We start from the raw sequence: 21905 nt of genomic DNA, 5'->3' as shown, positions 1-21905 counted from the left end.
TCCTTTTATGCTGATCGTCAATCACATCGATACCAGTATTATATTCTGGAATCCATTTCATCTTCATACGACCACCTTAAAAAAAATAATGTCTTCATATTTCGAAGCCATCATAGCGACTATTAATTCAAATAAAAATGAACTGTATTACTCGGAATTAATAAAAAAGTCTGCATTAAAGTTTAAACCATTGTTTATATGTGTTAATTATTTTAATTCAAAGTAAAAGAGTAAGATATTATTTAACCAATTTGAATCGTGATCATAATCACAATCGCTCAAAATTGTTTTAAGTTTTAAATATATAGTTTAATTTAATTAAATCCCAAATGGTTTTTATTAATATTTAATTATGAATGAAAATATTTTCAATGACCCATCCTTTTAAATATTTAAAAGACATGTATATGAATAATTCAATTTACCATTTAAAAATGAGGAGCTGTATTTATTTTCTGTCTCTATACATTTAAAAAGAAGTAATGACTTTAAATATCACTACTCCTTATATATTTTTACATTATTGCTTAAAATTAATACTGATCTGCTTTAGTTTTTCGCACCAAACTCGGATCTGCCGCTTCACGAATCAGTCTTTCCACTCGTGTTGTTGCAGTTTTCACCATCTGACCTTCTTTAAATAAAATCATTTCACCAGGCTGATACGCTGTCCATACTTCATTTTCAGTCAGTGGCTCAGTGGTAATCACAGCAACACGGTCTTCTTTGGTGGTAAATTGACTAAAATCAATATCGACATCAATATCGACTAAACGCGCGTAAGTGAATGGGTACTCACGAACAATCCAATGCAGCTTCGTCGTTGCATAAGTGAAAAGTGCTTGCCCATTGGAAAGACAAAAGTTGAATGTCCCATGCTCTGCAATCCTCGGAGAAATTTCTTCAAGTAAAGAAAATATATCATTCAAACTTGGCTCAAAATATCCAAAACGAAGTACCAACTGTTCAAGCAAATAACAAAATGCTAATTCACTATCCGTACTACCTACTGGTGTAAAACGCCCTGATAAATGCGGATTAAAATGATGTAAATCACCATTGTGGGCAAAAATCCATTGTCTACCCCACAACTCTCGCATGAAAGGATGCGAGTTCTCTAAAGTAATTTTACCTTGTGTCGCTTTACGAATATGAGCAATCACATTGCGTGATTTAATCGGGTAATTACGTACTAATTCAGCAATAGGAGACTCAACAGCCGATTGATTATCAACAAATAAGCGACATGCTTTATCTTCAAAAAAAGCAATTCCGAAGCCATCGGAATGATCAGATGTTATTCCTGCGCGTTGCGAAAAACCTTTAAAAGAAAAGGTAATATCCGTCGGTGCAGCACAGTTCATTCCAAGTAATTGACACATAATTGATTCATTCATACAGCATTTTAGTTATATGAATATTGTGCATGAGTCGTCACAAGCTTGCAAATCTCAATCACTGATATTTACTGCAAATGAAGTCATATTCGACCAATGATTTGTTTATGAATGAATGATGCTTAATGCGTAGCTGATTATCATCAATGAGTATCAAAAAATAATTAGTGATTGTAGATTTCAAATCAGAGGTACTATCGCGATAGGCGACACGGATGTCGCCGTTGGGCGGAGGTATAGGATATACCCCTCGCCCAACAAAGGATTTTTGTTACTTTTCATCCTTGAAAAGTAAGTATCGCCTACACAAATTGAACTAAACTTTGCAAGGCAGATGGGGCTGTGCTAGCTCAAGAATTTTGTTGTGATAGTCAATGTGTTGAGCACTCTCAGTTTTTAAACATTCTTTAAATACGTAACATCAGTTATTAATTGAATTGAGAATACTTTTCTATTTTTTATCAGGAAAGCCATAAGAAAAGCATTCTCGTTTACTTTGTAATACAGATCAAAACACTTAGCGATTAACCATTTTATTTAACACAAAATTTTTCGCTACTTCATTAACATCTAAAAATACAAAATAATCTAGACAGTTAAATGATTCATCATGAAATGCTTGCTTAGATAAACGCGCATTCATTTTTAAATAAACATCAAACAATTTCGGGATGCGTTCATCTTGCGGAAAACTATATTCAGGATGCATCGGTTCAAAAGCTGGTTTTGCTTTCACATCAATCGATTGTTGCGCAGACATTTTTTTTAGATGTTGGTGAGTATAGTAAGCACGTGCTTTATTGTCTTCTAAACGAATACTGACACAGCCCATCAAGTGCTTGGCTTTCATTTTCCACAATACGGTCGGAACTAAATGTAGCCATAACATCGACAATGCACGTCCATTACGATAACGTGGATGCACACAAGTACGTCCAATTTCTACGATATTGCTTAGATTTGAAAATTGAGAAACATCAAACTCTTGTGCACTATAGCTTTGTGCCAACTCATGACCTTGTACCAACTTTAATCGTGTATAAGCAACGATTTCATTGCTCCATTTGTCACGCAGTACTGCATGCTCACAATCAAGATCATACAAATCTTGATCTAAACCATTTTCAAATGTAATGCCAAATTGATCTGCGAATTGAACTGCACGGAATTTTTGTACTTCTTTGAGCGTTTTGAGGTCTTCGACCCATTCAAATTTATATTGTGATTGTGCTTTTTTAGGTTTTGGAAGTGGTAAAGGAATACTAAAATTTTGACGAACTTGATTTAATTTTGCGAACATATTTTCTGCTCCTTGTGCTTTTATTAACACTAGGCAATCCACATGACAAAGATGTGACGAAATAATGAACGTTTTAAAACAGCTTATAAATGGTCATTCAAGTTTGAAAGAAACTTTTTATTTTTAGCTAAAATAGAACTAAAAAACTCTCCCCATCTCGGGAAGAGTTTAAATATAGAGCAAGCTTAAGACACAAAAAATAAATGATTAATGTGCTTTAGCACGATTGGTAATCAACGTCCCTACACCATGATCGGTGAAGATTTCCAATAAAGTTGCATGTGGTACACGACCATCAACAATATGCGCACTCACCACACCACCTTTTACAGCATCTAGCGCACAACCGACTTTTGGAATCATACCACCATAGATCACACCAGTTTCGATCAAGCGATCAACTTCTTGCGTGCTTAGACCTGTAAGCAGATTTTTATTCTCATCCAACACGCCCGTGATATTGGTTAATAGAATGAGTTTTTCAGCACCCAATGCTTCAGCAACTTTACCAGCGACAAGATCTGCATTGATATTATAGGTTTGACCATCTTCATCTACACCCAAAGGTGCAATCACGGGAATAAAATCACTTTGGGTGAACATTTCTAAAACGTCAGTTTTAACACCCACGACTTCACCAACCAAACCTAAATCAATTTGAGTCACTGAACCATCATCTTGTGTCTTTTCCATCAGTAATTTTTTAGCGCGGAGCAAATTACCATCTTTACCAGTAAGACCAATCGCACGACCACCGTGCTTATTGATCAGATTGACAATCGATTTATTCACACTACCGCCCAAGACCATTTCCACCACTTCCATGGTTTCAGGGTCAGTTACACGCATTCCATCAATACGGTCAGATTCACGACCTAATTGTTTTAATAATGAATCGACTTGTGGGCCACCACCATGCACCACAATAGGATTTAAACCTACAGTTTTGAGTAACACGATATCGCGCGCAAATGAACTTTCCAAAGCTGGATCAGTCATTGCATTGCCACCGTATTTCACCACCAGCGTTTTACCTGAAAAACGTTGAATGTACGGCAAAGCTTCAGTCAATATTTGTGCTTTGTCGATGCCAGTATGCTGATGTGACATTCGCCTCTCCTTAATAAACTGTAGGAATTAGACTGAAGATATTGAAAATAAAACAGTCAATGTGCTCGTAGAATATCTTGAGCGATCATAGGATAACGATCACTGAGCATAGACGCAAATGTCTGACGAATTTCATCTAAACGATTTGGACAATCCGCATCAAAACGTACTGTGAAATATTCACCAGTATTCGATGCTCGAATAATGCCAAAACCATGTTCAAAATCAAGGCGTATCCCATCTATTTTACTCAGTTCAGCACCGAAACTTTGGCTTAAAGTTTCAATTTCATTGAGTACAGTTTTAGGGTCGGTATGATGGGTACTGATGTAAGTATCTTCAGTATAAAAACGGTCAGGATAATCGGCTAAAATTTCAGAGAGAGTTGCTTGAGGGAATGCACACATATATTCCATGACACGTAGTGCAGCATATAAGCCATCGTCATAGCCCATGCCACGCCCATCATTAAAGACATAATGCCCTGCATATTCTCCACCAAAGACCGCTAGACCTTTAGATTGCGACATATATTTGCGTAGAAAACTACTTCCTGTGCGGATCATTTTGGCTTTTCCACCCAAATGCTCAACCGCTTGACGTACCATTGAAGAACACTTCACATCAAATACAATTTCATGTTGTGGATGATCTTTCAAACAAATCTGCGCAAACAATGCCAATAAACGATCTGCTGAAATAATGTGGGCATGTTCATCCAGTAAAACAACTCGATCACCATCACCATCTAAAGCAATGCCTATATCCGCTTGGTGATTGAGAACATTTTGACGCAGTAATTCTAAATGTGTAGCTTGTGATGGGTCTGGTGCATGATCAGGAAAATTACCATCTGCATTACAACGAATAGCAACAACTTCACAACCCAATTTCTTTAAGATCAAATTGGCACAAAAACCTGCAGAACCATTTAACCCATCGATCACGACTTTTAAAGGTCGAGTTAAATGAATATCTTTTAGAATGGTATGTTGATATGAAAGACAATATTCAGATTTGATTTGATGCGAGATTTTAAAATTACGTTCTAAACCTGAATGTTTTTCGCCTTGTAAATACGCAGAAGCCAGTATGCCAATTTTTTGAATCATTTCAGGTGATGGCGGTTCAGACTGAATAATCCATTTAATCCCATTATCTGTTTTAGGATTGTGACTTGCCGTCACCATGATACCGTTCCCTTGCGTACTACGTGCAGCAAAGTACAGTTGTGGGGTAGAACAACATCCAATTTCAGTAACCTGAATATTATTATTTTCAAAAACTTGTTTTATTAATTGTGCAAATATCGGGCTGCTTAAACGTGCATCATAACCTAAGCTAACCTCAGTTTGACCTTTTTCAATAAATTGACTCGCCAAAGCATTTGCAATTCCCTGAATGAGCTCAGGTTGCATCATTTCAACTTTTCCGCGAATATCATAGGCACGGAAAATTTGGAATGGAAAATTATACATTTTATTCATAAGCAAAACTTCTATTCGCTTAACCCTTTATGTTGATTCAATTTCTAAACTTTTAGAATAAAAAGTTAAATCATTTATGTGAAAGCTATATCTTTGGGTCAGAGGCAATCATATATATTAACGCATAATAATATATTCAAAGTGCATATTTTGTTTATATTTATTTTGTTAAAAACTAGAAAATCATCAATAAAGCCCACATTTTGCAGGCTTTATGATCAAGTAATTTTTTTAATTTTTACCCGTATGACCAAAACCACCTGCACCGCGCTCAGTTGCTTCAAACTCATTCACAACATCAAATTGCGCTTGAATTACAGGAACAAGAACGTATTGAGCCAAACGCTCACCTGGCTCTAAAGTGAATGTTGTTTGACTACGATTCCATACAGAAACCATCAGTTCGCCTTGATAATCTGAATCAATCAAACCCACTAAGTTACCTAAAACAATGCCGTGTTTATGACTTAAGCCTGAACGAGGCAAGATTAAACCTGCAAAATTCGGATCTTCGATATAAATTGCCATCCCTGTTTTGACCAAAACAGTTTGACCTGGCTCAATTTGAATCGCCTCTTCAACACAGGCACGTAAATCTAAACCAGCTGAACCCGTTGTTGCATAAGTTGGCATTGGCCATTCTTGACCTAAACGTGTATCAAGTACTTTTACCTGAACTTTCATTTTGAAATCCTATTGAAATTAAACGTGGAAATTTTAAATAAAGCACCCTTAATCTTTTGCTTCAAAGACCAAGAGTGAATATAAACCTGAGATCATTCGCGATTATTTTTTCAATAATGCTTTTAAATTTTGCAGATATTGCTGTGCTTGTTGCTTAGGATCGACATTTTCAGCCAACTTTTTCTTACGCCCTAGCCAATCCAACTCATCTTGTGGCAATTCATCTAAGAAACGACTTGGCGTCATTTGCTTCATCTGACCACCATTTTTACGTTGCTCTGCCAATGTCAGCGTCAAGCCTTGTTGCGCACGGGTAATCCCCACATACATCAAACGACGTTCTTCCTCGATCGTTTCAGCTGCAATCGAGTTTTTATGTGGAAGTAATTCCTCTTCTAAGCCCATGATGTAAACGAATGGAAACTCCAAACCTTTTGAAGCATGTAGCGTGAGTAAATTGACTTTATCTGTGTCTTCTTCTTCCTGCTGTTGCTCAAGCATATCGAGTAACACCATTTTACGAATCACACTTTCAATATTTTTTTCATCCACATCTTCCGCACGGTTAATCAAACTCTGGATACTGCTATACAACATTTCCACGTTATCGAGTTTGGTTTTTTCCTGTGCTGGAGTGGCAGCCGTTTCTTTTAAATAATCAATATAGCCCGCTTCCATCATCATCTGACGAATTTTCGGTACAGGCTCATCATCATCTAACAATTCACGTGTGAAGTTGTTAATAAAATCGGCAAACTCTGCCAATTGCGTGGTTGCTTTCTTTGGCATCACCATTGTTAAACGTTGATCATTCGCCGCAGCCAATAGTGAAAGATGATTTTCTTGCGCAAATAATCCTAGCTTTTCAAGCGTCACAGGGCCAATCGCACGTTTTGGTGTATTGATAATGCGTAAGAATGCACTGTCATCTTCAGGATTAATGATGACACGTAAATAACTCATGATGTCCTTAATTTCAGCACGTCCAAAGAACGATTGACCACCTGAAAGTTTATAAGGAATCTGCATTTGACGAAGCTGTGTTTCTAGAACACGTGCTTGGAAGTTACCACGATACAGTACGGCGTAATCTTTCCAATTTTTCCCATTCATGAGTTTATGAGTCAATAAATCTTTGACTACACGCTCAGACTCATCATCATCATTACGGCAAGTGATAATTCTGATGACTTCACCATGACCTTTATCACTCCACAATTTTTTATCAAAAATATGCGGATTGTTATCAATCACATGGTTTGCAGCTTTTAAAATACGACTGGTTGAACGATAGTTTTGTTCAAGTTTGATAACTTTTAAATTGCGGAAATCATCTTTTAGCAACGCCATATTTTCAGGTTTTGCACCACGCCATGCATAAATGGATTGGTCATCATCACCTACCGCAGTGAATTGCCCCATCACACCTACCAATAATTTCACTAAAATATACTGTGCTGTGTTGGTATCTTGATATTCATCGACCAATAAATAACGAACACGATTTTGCCAACGATCACGAACTTCTGCATTATCCTGTAAAAGGCGCGTTGGCATAACAATCAAATCATCAAAATCTACCGCATTATAAGCACGCAAATTACGCTCATAGAGTTGATACAAATGTGCAAATTGAACATCTTCGGTGGTTTCACAAGTCGTATGTGCTTGCTCAGGAAGAATTAGGTCGTTTTTCCAATCTGAAATTTTCTTCATGGCTTTGGCGATCAAATCTTTACTTTCAGCACCTGACAAATTGTCACGATGCATCAAATCCATCAAAATGCGTTTACAGTCATCTGCATCCAAAATAGAGAAATTGGCTTTTAATGGCGTATTTTTAAGCTCTATACGTAATAAATTTAGACCGAAAGTATGGAAAGTCGAAACTGAAAGCCCCTTACCCTCTTCTTTACCTAGCAACTTACCCACACGCTCTTTCATTTCACGTGCCGCTTTATTGGTAAATGTCATCGCCGTAATACGATGTGCTGGAATGCCACACTGCTGAACTAAATATGCAATTTTTCTTGTAATTACTGAGGTTTTACCTGAACCTGCCCCCGCAAGTACTAACAAGGGTCCTTGAGTATATTTCATGGCTTCAAGTTGCTTGTCATTCAGTTGACTTGCTTTCGACATTATTCATCCTCTAAAAACTTCGCGCTTGATTATAGTCATCTAACGAGGACTTGCAAAATGCTTGATGTGAATTTTAAGACACAGTACTACATGTATTAAGTTGTCAGCTCACCATTTTTATAAATTGGAGAACATCTTCTTAATGATTAAATTTCAATTTATTAATAACTTATCTTCAAACACAGTGAATGCATTTTTATTTTAAATTCGATTAGCTGTAATTCTACGCTCGAAATATGACTCACAGAATAAAAAAAGGAACCATAAAAAGTCTATGATTCCTTTTTCAACAACACCATCAAGAAATTAATACGTTTTTACTAACTTCTTCATGTAATGCGAATTAGCTCGCAGCATAGATGCTGATTTCTACACGACGGTTTTGTTCACGACCAGCAGCAGTTGAGTTATCTGCGATTGGGTTTTGTGAACCATAGCCTTGAGTGTCAATACGGCTAGAAACACCTTGACCTTTCAAGTAGCTTGCTACAGACGCAGCACGGTTTTGTGACAATGGAATGTTAATTGCATCGTTACCTGTGTTATCTGTATAACCAGTAACAAGAATTACACTCTTGTTGTCTTCTTTCAAAGTTTGAACAACTTTGTTTAAAGTACCGTAGAAGTTAGGCTTAATATTTGATTTATTCGTATCAAATGTAATACTACCTGGCATAATTAAAGAAACAGAACCATCTGGATTACGGTTAACGTCTACACCAGTACCTTGCATTTGTTGACGAAGTTTCTTCTCTTTATTATCTAAATAAGCACCTGCGCCAGCACCAACTAAAGCACCAATCGCTGCTGCACGGTTGTTTTGCGCAGAAGTATTTGCATTACCACGAGACAAACCATAGCCTGCTGCCGCACCGATCAAACCACCTAAAGCAGCTTTATCGTATTCCATACCGCCGATATTATTACCAGTTGTTTGACAGCCAGAAAGTACGAGAGCCCCTGCTGTTAAAGTTGTAATTACTAGTGCACGCATGACATGCCTCCAAGTTGTGTTTTTTGTTGAAGTAATTTTGGTATAAAAAACAAAGTCTCACTATATGTATTTTGTTAAAAAGCGCTTTTTTTTTAACATTTTGTAATATTTTGATCTCATTTTACAAACTGAACGCCATAATTTATACATAGTGATGAATTGTGTCTTTTTAAATTCAGTCACAACGACTATATTGCATAATTGAACTTATCTTCTCAATCCAAGATTAGGACTGTTCTATGTCATCTCAACAGCAGAAGCAACCTATTTTAAAAAAAATTACGAAAGGTTTAACCGTTGGTACTGTGATTACGGGTAGCACTTTCTTTCATGGACCGCCTGTTTTGGCTTTAGGCTTCACGAAATTTTTTAAAAAATCCAAAAAAGTCGATGAAACCAATATTAACATTACAAATAGTTGGTTAAGTGTCAATAACTGGTTGATTGATCATGTACTTCCTGAAACGAAATGGGACATTTCTGTCGATGAAAACCTCGACTTAAATATGCAAGGTCGTTATCTGATGACCTGTAATCATCAAAGTTGGGTGGATACCACAGTGAATCAATACTTTGGTCTAACCCGTATGCCACTCACTCGTTTCTTTACCAAATGGGAGCTAATTTTCATTCCATTCGTGGGACAAGCCTTTAAGATTTTAGGCTTTCCAATGATGAAGCGTCACACGAAAGAACAAATTGCGAAAAACCCTGAACTGAAACATCGTGATATGGAAGAAGCTCGCAATGCTTGTGAACAGTTATTAAGTCAACCTTTTACCTTGCTGAATTATCTTGAAGGGACACGTTTTACACCAGAAAAACATGCGCAGCAAAAATCACCTTATACCAATCTACTCAAACCTAAAGCAGGCGGATTAGCCTTAGCACTCAATATTTTAGGTGATAAAATCGATGCATTGGTCGATATGACGATTGTTTATCCTGATGGTGCGCCAGGATATGGTGAGTTTTGGCTAGGTGAAGTTCCTCGTATTGCCGTCAATATGCGTAGAATCAATATTCCTGATTGGGTACTTGGCGGTAACTATGAAGTTGATGCAGAATACCGTGAACGTTTTCAAATTTGGGTCGATGAACTTTGGACTGAAAAAGACCAACTCATTTCCCAAATGAAACAAAAATACAAAAATTAAATTCATTTCGATGAAAAATTAAAAATAACTCAGAAATAACAAAGGATTGGTATGACAGAACAAGCCACAGATCAAGACAACATAGAAGCACCAAAAGTAGAGAAAACGGTTGGTTGGTGGATCGCTTTTGGTTATGACATCTTTATGATGTTTATCATCGTGTTTAACTTGTTCTGTTTGAGTGCCAATGCATTTCTAATGAGTGAATTTGGAAATTGGTTTTTTAACGAAATCCAACTTCCACAAGTCTTACATTATTACAAAACTGATCTATATCCTTGGGTTGTCAAAACTGAAAGTTGGTTTATTACCTTTTTAATTGCAGAGCTCGGTATTCGTTGGTTCATTGCGATTATCAATAAACATCATGCACGTTGGTTCTTCTTTCCTTTTATTCATTGGTATGAAATTTTAGCCATCAATCCATACTTACGTTTTTTACGTTTAATCCGTGTCGGCATTATTGCCTATCGTTTCCATGAACTTGGTTATAAAGTAGTTCCAGATAGTATTATGAAACGTGTATTGTTCTATTACCGTGTGGTGATGGAGGAAATTTCAGATCGTGTTGTCATCACAGTGATTGATAGTATCAAACATGAATTAAACACCAGTTCGACGCATAAAAAGATTATCCATAATCTGGTAGATCATCACCGAGAGCAATTTGCACAAACATTAGCAGAAATTTTGCAAGAGGCTTTAGCCACTGAATTAAAAGCACAAAAAACAGTAATCACCAATGGTGTTGGACAAATTGTCCGCCAAGCAATTGAAGACACACCACAATTAACCCAACTATTACGCCTCATTCCAATTGCAGGTAGCATGATTGAAAATCAAATTCAAAATATTGGGCAACAATTGGGTGAAAATATTACTCAAGGTCTCATTGATCCATTCACCCAAGGAAATGTACAAAGCCCAAATTCAACCTATCAATTGATCTCAACTAAATTAAGTCAGTTAAATATTGATAATCAAAAGCTTGAAGAACTGGTTGAATCTGTAGTCTATGAAAGTTTAGAATCAGTTAGGCAACAAGTGAAAGTAAAACAGTGGCAAATTGAATTAGAAAAAAATGATCAAGCGAAAGAATAAGCAATTCATTGAAAATATTTGTATCTTTACTAGAGAAATCATTCAATATGCTCTAGCATTTGCTCAATTTCACCATTTGACTTTTAGATAGAAGAATTTAGGTCACAAGCCTATTAAGGAATCACTATGGCTGATATACGGATTACTGGCAGAATGGTTAATTTTACCCGATTAACCTTTGATACAAATGATCATGATGCCATCCGCCAGCAATTAAATTCAATGATGAGCGAAACCTCTTATCAAGGGGCTTTAGTTATTATTGACACGACTGTTGAACAAGAGCTTATTGCGCTTATTCAATTGTTAATCAGCTTAGATTTACAGCCTATGGCTGTGATTGATGGCTTATTGGGTGACCAAGCACGTGCAATTCAATTTCCAGTATTGGCAGCAGACAGACCATTACAGCGGATTAAAGCGACAAAAGAACAAGTGGTTGAAACGCCTGTAAAAGAACCAACAGCATCAACAACGCAAGTGAATCATGTCAATGCTGAACCCGCTAAAAAAGTCAGTCACATCACCTCTTACCATGATGAAATTTTAAGAACAGGTCAATGCCTTGTACAAGACCATGGTGACATTATTCTCAATGCTGGGATTAATAGTGGCTCAGAAGTGATTGCTTCAGGAAATATACATATCTACGGAAGTGTTCGTGGTAGAGTCATTGCAGGTGCAGGTGGTAACACAACTGCAAGAATTTTTTGTCACTCACTAGAAGCCGAATTGGTTTCGATTGCAGGGACATATTGTGTCGCAGATGACATCCCGCCAGATGTAATTAAAAAATCTGTACATATTCACTTAAATGATCAGCAAGAGCTTGTATTTGAAGCTTTGCAATTTTAAGGTATAAATTAAACACCATATAAAACTCGTTTAAACGGGTGGATGACCATAATAGGAGTGGATTCGGTGGCCAAAATTGTTGTCGTTACATCAGGCAAAGGCGGTGTAGGTAAAACTACAACGAGCGCATCTTTTGCAACAGGACTTGCCCTTCGTGGTCATAAAACTGTTGTGATTGATTTTGACGTAGGTTTACGTAACTTAGACTTGATCATGGGTTGTGAACGTCGTGTTGTATATGACTTTGTAAACGTTTTAAATAATGAAGCACGTTTACAACAAGCATTAATTCGCGATAAAGATATCGAAAATTTATATATTCTTCCTGCATCACAAACACGCGATAAAGATGCTTTGACCGATGAAGGTGTAGCTCGCGTTATCGATGAACTATCACAAGAGTTTGATTACATTATTTGTGACTCACCTGCGGGGATTGAACGTGGTGCGATCCTTGCCATGTATCATGCAGATGAAGCAATCATCGTGACGAATCCAGAAATCTCTTCTGTACGAGATTCAGATCGTATTATCGGTATGTTGGACAGCAAAACCAAGAAAGTTGAAAACAACGAAGGTCGTGTACGTAAGCATTTATGTATCACTCGTTTCAACCCTGAACGTGCTGATAAACAAGAAATGTTAACGATTGATGATATTTCTAAAGATATTTTACGTGTACCAACTTTAGGTGTAATTCCTGAATGCCCAAGCGTATTGCAAGCATCGAACGAAGGTAAGCCTGTTATTCTTTATCAAGATGCAAGCGCAGGTCAGGCTTATGATGACCTTGTTGCACGTTTCCTAGGTGAGGAGCGTCCTTATCGTCATATTACAGTGAAACCTAAGGGTTGGTTAGCACGTCTATTTGGAGCGTAGAAATGGCAGGATTTTGGAGTAAACTTTTTAGCAATGATGACAAACCATCTAGCGCCCAAACTGCTAAAGATCGCTTAAAAGTTATCGTTGCTTCTGAAAATGGCTTGGGTAAACGCCTGAGCCAAGATAAGATTGATCAAATGAAGAAAGAAATCATGCAAGTGGTCAATCGTTATGTACGTGGTGTGGATGAGCAGCATATTCAAATGCAAGTTCGTTCAGAAGCTAACATTGAAATGTTGGAAATGAATATCAATTTACCTGAAGAACGTTAATTTCATTATTGATTAGTCAAGTGAATTGATTCAGGGCAAAATATGAGACTGGGATAGCAAAGCGCTGCTTTGCCCAGTCGCAAGACGAGAAGCTGTGCTTCGAGTGGGCAGATCGAGCTAAAAAGGTTTTTTCTGCCCATATTTTTGCCCTTTTTCATAGACGAATTTCATAGAAACATTGCTGTTTTCATTCTAATACGATCTGAAAATGCTTTTATAATATTGAGATAAGTCAAACAATTAATTATTTTGAGGAGATGCTGTTATGGCACTTTCACAGCCAGCAACGTTCAATGAAGAATGGTCAGACGAGCGTGTATTTGCCTATTTGGATCAATTACCGCCTGAAGGTGTGAATGGTGATTTCCATGTGCTTTATCATGCATTTAAACACATGCGTCCTTTCGACTATGCGCGCTTATTGACTAAATTCATTGCAGATGGACGCGATGTCAATGCGACTAATCCAGAAGGTCAACGCATTCATGACGTGATTGCACAGTATCCTCGTCAAAAAGAAGGTTTCTTAGAAGTATTGGCTAAATTTGCTTAATATTTTTAGTGAATAAATAAAGGGAAGCTAATTGAGCTTCCCTTTTTTATGCTCATCATTTTACGCTGATCTATAAACTTCACTCTAGATACCTTTGATCATTTAAATACGAATCATCTAGACCCAAACTAAATATTTGAATTTACAGTTATCGACATAATTTTCTAACGAAATAACCATAATGGCATCAATACAAGTCAAAAGCCTTAATCTAGCCCATTTCAATACGCCAATACCAACTTTCAACATATTCTGTGTTTAATAGAATTAACCCATCAAAAAAGTACAGACCATAAAAAACCCAGCTTTCGCTGGGTTTTCTTCGAATCAATTCAGAGCTTAGTGAGCAGCGAATTGGTTCATTGTGTTTTTAGCATCGTCGTGCGCTTTAAGAGCGTTGTCACCAGAGAAGATTTCTTTGTGATCATCACCGATGTCAGAACCAGCCATTGCTTGGTGTTTAACACAAGCGATCGTACCGCGGATCTCTTTACGTTGAACGCCAGCAACATAAGCAAGCATACCTTGGTCGCCGAAGTAACCTTGAGCAAGCTCATGCGTAGAAAGAGCAGCTGTGTGGTAAGTCGGAAGTGTGATCAAGTGATGGAACACGCCCGCTTCACGAGAAGCATCAGCTTGGAATGTACGAACTTTTTCGTCAGCATCAGCAGCTAATTCAGTTGCATCGTACTCAGCGCTCATTAATTTAGCACGGTCGTAAGCAGAAACGTCTTTACCTTCAGCAACCCAACGGTCGTATGCTTGCTGACGGAAGTTTAAAGTCCAGTTAAACGATGGAGAGTTGTTATAAACAAGTTTCGCATTTGGAACTGTTTCTTTAACACGGTTCACCATGTGAGCGATTTCTTCAACGTTTGGAGTCGCAGTTTCGATCCAAAGAAGATCAGCACCGTTTTGTAAGCTAGACACACAGTCAAGTACAACGCGGTCAATCTGAGTGCCTTCACGGAACTGATACAGACCAGAAGCTAAACGCTTAGGACGGTGTAATTTACCGTTACGTTTGATCAGGATTTCATCTTCCTGAGCTTCAGCGATGTCGATTTCAACTGTGTCTAAGTAGCTGATGTATTGAGAAGCGATGTCGCCTGGCTCTTTAACCACTGGGATTTTTTGAGTCAAGTCAGCGCCTTCAGAGTCAGTACGTGCAACGATGATACCGTCGTCAAGACCCATTTCTAAGAATGCATAACGCAATGCATGGATTTTAGCGATGAAGTCTTCGTGTGGAACAGTTACTTTACCAGCTTGGTGACCACATTGTTTAGCGTCAGATACTTGGTTTTCGATTTGTAGTGCACAAGCACCAGCTTCGATCATTTTACGAGCAAGTAAGTAAGTCGCTTCTTCGTTACCGAAACCAGCGTCGATGTCAGCAATAATTGGCACAACGTGAGTTTGGAAACCGTCGATTTGAGCAGTGATTTCAGCAGCTTTAGCAGTATCACCAGCTTCGTTTGCTTTTTTAAGCGCACGGAACAAATCGTTTAATTCTTTCGCATCAGCTTGACGAAGGAAAGTATAGATTTCTTCGATTAATGCAGGAACTGAAGTTTTTTCGTGCATAGATTGGTCAGGAAGTGGACCAAATTCTGAACGAAGTGCAGCAACCATCCAACCAGAAAGGTAGATATAACGACGTTCAGTTGTACCGAAGTATTTTTTGTTCGCAATCATTTTTTGTTGTGCGATGAAACCGTGCCAGCAACCTAATGATTGAGTGTATTTGCTAGAGTCAGCATCATAAGCAGCCATATCACGACGCATAATCGCAGCTGTATATTTAGCAATGTCTAAACCAGTTTTGAAACGGTTTTGCATTTGCATACGCGCAGCATCTTCTGGGCTAATGTCGCGCCAAGTGCTTCCGAATTTTGCTTTTAATTCACGGATTGCATCAATCGCTGTTAAGTATGTAGACATGATATGTTCCTGTAATAATATTAGGATTTCATCAATTGAAGTGCTGAACCTGCTCGGTATTCAATTGTTCAGATTTAGAACACTTCGTTGTTATGGACTTAGCTTAGATTGACTCCTAGAATTAATCCAATATTTTGAGTTAATTCTCAGTATTTATTTAAAAAATATGTAGATCAAAGTCTTATTATAATTATGTTTCAAAATTTTAAATAATTATTTTTAAATAACTTTTTCAAGAAATAATTCCTTAGCGTTTGTATAGATATAATACAATTTGGTTATTTTTACTTTATTAGACTTAAGTCTGAACAATCAACAAAAAACTTGATTTCACATTTTATCAGAGAAAATACGGGTAAAATATTCGTAAAACACCCCTATCCTCCTTGTTCATTAATTTACCTAAACCTTGTGTTTATTATTCATTTCCAAACTAAGCGCTTAGGCTATACTATATAATGAATGCTTTGATAAAATTTATAAACTGCTGTGATTTACTCTATGCTTAGATACTTACTGACATCAATTTAATAAATGATAATGCTCATCCGATAAGCTAGATGTTTTTTCTTCTACTTTTTACACAAAGCCATTTCCTTATGGCATAATCCAAAATGATTTTTAAATTTTATTTTCGGTATTTTTTTTATGAATCTTGAGCGGGTCGATCTCAACCTCTTAATTTACCTTGACGTTCTTTTACGTGAAAAAAATGTCACCCGTGCCGCAGAACAATTGGGTGTGACCCAACCTGCCATGAGTAATATTTTACGTCGTCTCCGTAATTTATTTAATGATCCCTTATTGATTCGTTCTTCTGAAGGTATGACCCCAACAGAACGTGCTTTAGAATTACAACCGCGTATTCGTGATGCACTTTCTGATTTGTCGATGATTTTGGAACCACGTACCGAGTTCCGCCCTTATACTTCAAATCGTGTCTTCCGCATCATGACGTCAGACTATGCCGAAGCGACTCTTGTTCCTCGCTTAGTTAAAGCCTTACGTTCAGAAGCACCAAACGTGGTTCTCGACTTTTTAACACCAAGTGATGTGTCATATCGTGATATGGAACAAGGTAAAGTTGATTTAGCGATTAACCGTTTCAATGAAATTCCACAAAGTTTCCATCAAGTCCTTGTTTGGCGTGATAGCTTTTCATGTCTTTTAAATGGTAAACACCCTGCTGCAAATAATTTAAATCTCAAAAGCTATTTAGATGCACAACATATCTGGGTATCCAAAACGGGGATGGGCGTAGGCTTTGGTGTCAATCCTGAAAAACAAGCAGGTTTAGGCTGGATTGATCAGGCTTTAGAACGTATTGGGCAAAAACGTAAAATTTCAGTATTTACCCGTCATTATCAAATGCCTGCATTATTGGCATCCAATGTTGACTTGGTTGCAACCTTACCGACTCGCATTGCTCGCCTACAAGCAAAAAGCCAAAATTTATTAATCAAAGATCCTCCATTTTATATTCCTGAATTTGAATTAAAAATGGCATGGTGTCCTTTATTGCATCATCACCCTGCACATCGTTGGTTACGTCAATTGATTCTTTATGTGGCACGCCAAATGATTGAAGAAGAAAATCGTGAATTCATGCAAAATAATTCGCATTTTTCTCAATATTAATAGAATTTTACTTAAATTCTTATCATTTCAAGCTTATACTCAATTCAAATCGGTAGTGTTTTACACACTACCTCCCTTTATTTGTGTTAATTTATGACATATTAACAACATCTCATAATAATGATGATCCATAGGTGGATTCGTGAGCCTCTTCCAGAATATCCTCATCATCGCGGTACTTATTGTAGGAGCAGGTTTTTTATCTTTGACTGAAATCGCACTTGCAGGTGCGCGTAAAGTCAAACTCAAGATCCTTGCCGAATCAGGTGATGAACGCGCACAAAAAGTCCTCGACTTACAGCAAAATTCAGCTGATTTCTTTGCTGCGTCGCAGATTGGCTTAAATGCTGTTGCCATCCTAGGCGGTATTTTAGGTGAAGGTGCTTTTCGTCCTTATTTCTTTGAATTTGTTTCACGTTTCTACGCTGGTCCTTGGGCTGAAACCATCAGCTTTGCGCTTTCATTTACCTTAGTCACTTCATTATTTATTCTTTTTGCAGATCTGATGCCAAAACGTATGGCAATGATTGCACCTGAAAAAATTGCTGTTTCAGTCATTAACCCGATTCAGATTTTTATTGTGGTCTGTAAGCCATTGGCTTGGTTTATCAATGCTGTTGCCAACTTGCTTTTCCGTCTATTCAAAGTGAATACGACACGTGAAGACAATATTACTTTTGACGATATTTCTGCGGTGATGGATGCAGGTGCGCAAGCAGGTGTATTGCAAAAACAAGAGCACCATTTTATTGAGAATGTATTCGAACTCGAAGAACGTAATGTACCTTCAAGTATGACCACACGTGAAAATGTGGTGTATTTTACACTTAAAGAATCAGAAGATAGCATTCGTCAAAAACTGGCTGAATATCCTTATTCAAAGTTTTTAGTTTGCAATGAAAATATTGATCAAGTGATTGGCTATGTCGATGCCAAAGATATACTGGTTCGCATTTTAAATAATCAGAAAATCAATCAGCTCAATGAATCAACGATTCGTAATGTCTTAACCATTCCTGATACTTTAACACTCTCTGAACTTCTCGATCGTTTCCGCTCAAGTAAAGAAAAATTTGCTGTGGTGATCAATGAATATGCTTTAGTGGTTGGTGTGATCACCCTGTCTGACATCATGATTACCGTGATGGGCGATTGGGTTACGCCAATGGAAGAAGAACAACAAATCATTAAACGTGATAATAACTCTTGGCTAATCGAAGGTAGCACACCGATTGAAGACATGATGCATGCGCTGGCTATTGATGAAATGCCTGATGCAGATAATTATGAAACTTTGGCGGGCTTTATGATGTATAAACTCAGAAAAATTCCACGCCCTGCGGATACCGTGATCTTTGGTGGTTATAAATTTGAAGTTGTCGATGTCGATCATTTTAAAATTGACCAACTTTTAGTGACACGTCTATTAGAACCTAGTGAAGCAGAAACACCTGAAGAAGAAGCTAAATAATCATTTTTTTAATGGCTAAAATTTTAGACATAGGCTTAGTGACCTACAAGCATAGGTGACTAAGCTTATCTGTTTTAACCACACGATTCGTCCATTTCCTTTATAAACCATGTAAAGAATATGACCCATAGCACAGATTGTTTATCATTTTAAAAAATATGAAAATTATCATGATTCAACTCAAATCAAGCCACTAAAAATAAATATCTTAAAAATCAAAATATTAAAAATAATCACCTTTTTAGTGCAAAAATTATTAAGATCCATAACTGACTGTTTTTTATATTTTATAATTTTCAAAAATAGTGATGAAATCATCATTTTCAATCATATATTTTAATTTAATCAAATAACTATTAGCATTCACCTACACAAAAAAAGGCTTTTCAATAATGCCTATCTTCAAGGATTGAACTATGCTCACCGTATTAGGTTTGGGCATGATTTTGTGCTTTATGTACTTAATTATGTCACGAAAAATGACTGCTCTCGCAGCTTTAACACTGATTCCAATTGTCTTTGCACTCATTACTTATGGTTTGAGTTTTTATATCGACAGCATAGGTCACTTCGAACTCAAAGAACTCGGTGAAATGATGTTAGATGGTGTGAAAAAGCTCGCACCTACAGGTGTAATGCTACTTTTTGCAATCCTCTACTTCGCCATTATGATTGATACTGGGCTGTTTGATCCTTCAGTTAAATTCATTCTTAAATTGGTCAAAGGCGATCCACTCAAAGTGGTCATCGGTACAATTACACTTACCATTATTGTGTCATTGGATGGTGATGGCTCAACCACGTATATGATCTGTGTTGCAGCTATGCTTCCGCTCTACAAGCGTTTAGGTATGAGCCCATTGATCATGGCATGCTTAATGATGCTTGCCAGTGGTATCATGAATTTAACCCCTTGGGGCGGCCCAACGGCGCGTGCAGCAAGTGCACTGCATGTTGAAGCGAGCGATGTCTTTGTCCCGATGGTCTTGCCAATGATTATTGCCATTCTTTGGCTGTATTTTGTTGGCTATATGTATGGTCGTTCTGAGCGTAAGCGTTTAGGTATCATCGAATTGGATGTTAGTCATGGTGACAATATTCAAATTTCGACCAACCCAGAAGCCAATCGTGCACATTTAAGATGGTTCAATGCTTTGCTTACAGTCGTGTTGATGGTCTGCTTGGTCAAAAGCGTGTTACCGCTACCAATCCTGTTTATGATTGCACTGTGTATCGCACTAGTGGTGAATTATAAAGATGTTGATATGCAAAAATCACTGGTTGCACACCATGCAGGAAGTGCTTTAAATGTCGTTGGGATTATCTTTGCAGCTGGTATTTTTACAGGAATTCTCTCAGGCACGGGTATGGTGGATGCTATGTCTAAGGAGTTGGTGGCGATTATTCCTGAAAGCATGGGACCATTTCTTGCCCCAATTACCGCTGTGATTAGTATGCCTTTGACCTTCTTTATGTCCAATGATGCTTTCTATTACGGCGTGCTTCCTATTCTTTCTGAAGCTGCTGGACACTACGGTATTACCCCTGTAGAAATGGCGCGTGCTTCGATCGTGGGACAACCTGTACACTTACTTTCACCATTGGTTCCATCGACTTATTTACTCTGTGGCTTGGCTGGAATTGAGCTAGGACAACATCAGAAATTCACCATTAAATGGGCAATTTTGACATGTTTGGTCATGGGTGCTGCGGCATTAGTTCTTGGTGTATTCCCACTCTATTCGACATTGCAATGAGTTGAAACTAGAAATATTCTCCCAATACAGATATTCCTAGCCCTCAAAAAAAATAAAAGCACGATATTCGTGCTTTTATTTTTGACTAATTTTTAGAATCAATAGCCAGTAATCAGCATATCCAATACAGCTTGATAGTGAATATTAATATCATCTTCTAAAATTTTATACGCGCTATCGAACTGTACCATTGGCCAGCCTTCTTTCCAGAAAGGGAAAATATTATGTAGGTTATGCGTCACAATAGCATCTTCACGAATAATCGCTTGAGCCACTTGAGATAAAACTTGTGCTGTTTCAGCACCATCAATTTTTAAATAATCAATGCCATGCGCTTTTAGAATGCGGATACGGTCTTTTTTATAACGAATTTTTTTGGCTTGTGCTTCATTTAAATTTAAAGCTAAAACAACTGCCTCTACAAATTTTTCTTCAAAACTTTGATTTAAAGCCACCAAAGCCTGTTTATGTGCTTCCTGACGTCCTGCTTTCCCACCATCACGAATGATTTTATTTGATTCGACATTGAGTTCATCAGATTTCATTGATTGAAGAATGTCTAAAATTTCAATATCACTTAATGATGCAGAAGAATCTGTCATGGGAGTCCTAAAAACAAAATAAATTAAGTGCCTATTTTCGCATAAATTGAAAATTAAAACAGAGATAATGTTAATCTCAATATAGAAAGGCTACTACTTAGCTGATCATCCATCAATGTTAATCAAATAATAATTCAGGATCTCATCGTATTATGTCAATTTCAGCTTTAATCGCATGTACCAGTTTTTATTCAGCTTTATACCTTTTTTACTTTTATTTTGCCAAGCAACAACAACCTCTTTTGCTTGTTTTAGCTGTAGCGCTACTTGTCTTTGCCTATATCATTACGCCATCGGCAGAAAAGAAAGAACGCCGTCATTTTAATAATACATTGAACTATGAAAATTGGTTTACCTTACCACTCTATACATGGTGGCGATTATTTAGTTTACCCATACGTTTTTTACTGTCTAAACTATTTGATTAGTGTATAAATTATTCTATCCATATATAAATGATTTGATCAATCAATAAAAAATGAGGTCATATGAAAGCGATTGCCTACAAAAAACCTTTAGCTATCTCAGCGTCACGCGACACATAAGTTGTCATTTACGA

19 protein-coding genes and 1 pseudogene are annotated in these 21905 nt (G+C 37.3%); 10 read left to right on the top strand and 10 right to left on the bottom strand.

Going from position 1 to position 21905, the window contains the following annotated elements:
• The 8 genes and pseudogenes from EXE10_RS21765 to EXE10_RS17810 form a co-directional block, all read right to left on the bottom strand.
• A pseudogene (locus tag EXE10_RS21765) lies at positions 1 to 67 on the bottom strand (hemerythrin); the annotation flags it as partial.
• A gap of 466 nt (positions 68 to 533) precedes the next feature.
• Positions 534 to 1382, bottom strand: coding sequence for a class II glutamine amidotransferase (locus tag EXE10_RS17840; RefSeq protein WP_130114285.1), 849 nt, complete (start codon positions 1380 to 1382; stop codon positions 534 to 536).
• Between the two features lie 532 nt (positions 1383 to 1914).
• Positions 1915 to 2697: a GNAT family N-acetyltransferase gene (locus EXE10_RS17835; RefSeq protein WP_130114284.1), complete on the bottom strand. Its 783-nt coding sequence runs from the start codon at positions 2695 to 2697 to the stop codon at positions 1915 to 1917.
• A 207-nt stretch (positions 2698 to 2904) separates the two neighbouring features.
• Positions 2905 to 3807, bottom strand: a complete 903-nt coding sequence (gene argB / locus EXE10_RS17830) for an acetylglutamate kinase (RefSeq protein WP_068975807.1) — start codon at positions 3805 to 3807, stop codon at positions 2905 to 2907.
• A 56-nt stretch (positions 3808 to 3863) separates the two neighbouring features.
• The gene (locus tag EXE10_RS17825) at positions 3864 to 5294 is read right to left on the bottom strand and encodes a phosphomannomutase/phosphoglucomutase (RefSeq protein ID WP_130114283.1); all 1431 of its coding nucleotides are present in this window, start codon (positions 5292 to 5294) and stop codon (positions 3864 to 3866) included.
• A 231-nt stretch (positions 5295 to 5525) separates the two neighbouring features.
• Positions 5526 to 5978 (bottom strand): dUTP diphosphatase, encoded by a 453-nt coding sequence (gene dut, locus EXE10_RS17820; RefSeq protein ID WP_130114282.1) that lies wholly within the window; start codon positions 5976 to 5978, stop codon positions 5526 to 5528.
• Between the two features lie 102 nt (positions 5979 to 6080).
• Entirely contained in the window at positions 6081 to 8120 is a 2040-nt protein-coding gene (locus tag EXE10_RS17815; protein WP_068975810.1) for a UvrD-helicase domain-containing protein, read from the bottom strand.
• Positions 8121 to 8463: 343 nt separating this feature from the next.
• Entirely contained in the window at positions 8464 to 9114 is a 651-nt protein-coding gene (locus EXE10_RS17810; RefSeq protein WP_068975811.1) for an OmpA family protein, read from the bottom strand.
• A gap of 239 nt (positions 9115 to 9353) precedes the next feature.
• On the opposite strand from EXE10_RS17810, the gene EXE10_RS17805 reads away from it, so the two are divergent.
• From EXE10_RS17805 to EXE10_RS17780, 6 genes are all read left to right on the top strand, one after another.
• The gene (locus EXE10_RS17805; RefSeq protein WP_130114281.1) at positions 9354 to 10271 is read left to right on the top strand and encodes an acyltransferase; all 918 of its coding nucleotides are present in this window, start codon (positions 9354 to 9356) and stop codon (positions 10269 to 10271) included.
• 51 nt (positions 10272 to 10322) lie between these two features.
• On the top strand, positions 10323 to 11372 hold the full coding sequence (locus tag EXE10_RS17800) for a preprotein translocase subunit SecA (protein ID WP_130114280.1): 1050 nt from the start codon (positions 10323 to 10325) through the stop codon (positions 11370 to 11372).
• Positions 11373 to 11498: 126 nt separating this feature from the next.
• Complete coding sequence (gene minC, locus EXE10_RS17795; RefSeq protein ID WP_068975814.1) at positions 11499 to 12227, top strand: septum site-determining protein MinC; 729 nt, start codon at positions 11499 to 11501, stop codon at positions 12225 to 12227.
• A gap of 66 nt (positions 12228 to 12293) precedes the next feature.
• Complete coding sequence (gene minD, locus EXE10_RS17790; protein ID WP_068975815.1) at positions 12294 to 13106, top strand: septum site-determining protein MinD; 813 nt, start codon at positions 12294 to 12296, stop codon at positions 13104 to 13106.
• Between the two features lie 2 nt (positions 13107 to 13108).
• A complete protein-coding gene (gene minE, locus EXE10_RS17785; protein WP_004722763.1) occupies positions 13109 to 13381 on the top strand; it encodes a cell division topological specificity factor MinE in 273 nt (90 codons plus the stop codon).
• A gap of 265 nt (positions 13382 to 13646) precedes the next feature.
• On the top strand, positions 13647 to 13934 hold the full coding sequence (locus tag EXE10_RS17780) for a PA4642 family protein (protein ID WP_068975816.1): 288 nt from the start codon (positions 13647 to 13649) through the stop codon (positions 13932 to 13934).
• Between the two features lie 339 nt (positions 13935 to 14273).
• On the opposite strand, the gene EXE10_RS17775 is transcribed toward EXE10_RS17780, so the two are convergent.
• Positions 14274 to 15878 (bottom strand): isocitrate lyase, encoded by a 1605-nt coding sequence (locus tag EXE10_RS17775; RefSeq protein WP_130114279.1) that lies wholly within the window; start codon positions 15876 to 15878, stop codon positions 14274 to 14276.
• Positions 15879 to 16526: 648 nt separating this feature from the next.
• Between EXE10_RS17775 and EXE10_RS17770 the strand changes: the two genes are divergently transcribed.
• From EXE10_RS17770 to EXE10_RS17760, 3 genes are all read left to right on the top strand, one after another.
• The gene (locus tag EXE10_RS17770) at positions 16527 to 17516 is read left to right on the top strand and encodes a LysR family transcriptional regulator (protein WP_068975818.1); all 990 of its coding nucleotides are present in this window, start codon (positions 16527 to 16529) and stop codon (positions 17514 to 17516) included.
• A 142-nt stretch (positions 17517 to 17658) separates the two neighbouring features.
• Positions 17659 to 18987 carry a hemolysin family protein gene (locus EXE10_RS17765; RefSeq protein ID WP_068975819.1) on the top strand — a complete coding sequence of 443 codons (1329 nt, stop codon included), beginning with the start codon at positions 17659 to 17661 and terminating at the stop codon, positions 18985 to 18987.
• A gap of 416 nt (positions 18988 to 19403) precedes the next feature.
• Positions 19404 to 20744 (top strand): CitMHS family transporter, encoded by a 1341-nt coding sequence (locus tag EXE10_RS17760; RefSeq protein WP_130114278.1) that lies wholly within the window; start codon positions 19404 to 19406, stop codon positions 20742 to 20744.
• Positions 20745 to 20842: 98 nt separating this feature from the next.
• On the opposite strand, the gene EXE10_RS17755 is transcribed toward EXE10_RS17760, so the two are convergent.
• The gene (locus EXE10_RS17755; RefSeq protein ID WP_130114277.1) at positions 20843 to 21346 is read right to left on the bottom strand and encodes a hypothetical protein; all 504 of its coding nucleotides are present in this window, start codon (positions 21344 to 21346) and stop codon (positions 20843 to 20845) included.
• Between the two features lie 152 nt (positions 21347 to 21498).
• On the opposite strand from EXE10_RS17755, the gene EXE10_RS17750 reads away from it, so the two are divergent.
• Positions 21499 to 21774: a hypothetical protein gene (locus EXE10_RS17750; protein WP_130114276.1), complete on the top strand. Its 276-nt coding sequence runs from the start codon at positions 21499 to 21501 to the stop codon at positions 21772 to 21774.
• Positions 21775 to 21905: the final 131 nt, after the last annotated feature.

Origin of the sequence: Acinetobacter sp. WCHAc060033 (assembly GCF_004209125.1) — a bacterium.
GTDB classification, from domain to species: domain Bacteria; phylum Pseudomonadota; class Gammaproteobacteria; order Pseudomonadales; family Moraxellaceae; genus Acinetobacter; species Acinetobacter wuhouensis.
The sequence above is the reverse complement of the archived record's forward strand: the minus strand, read 5'-3'. Positions and strand labels throughout refer to the sequence as shown.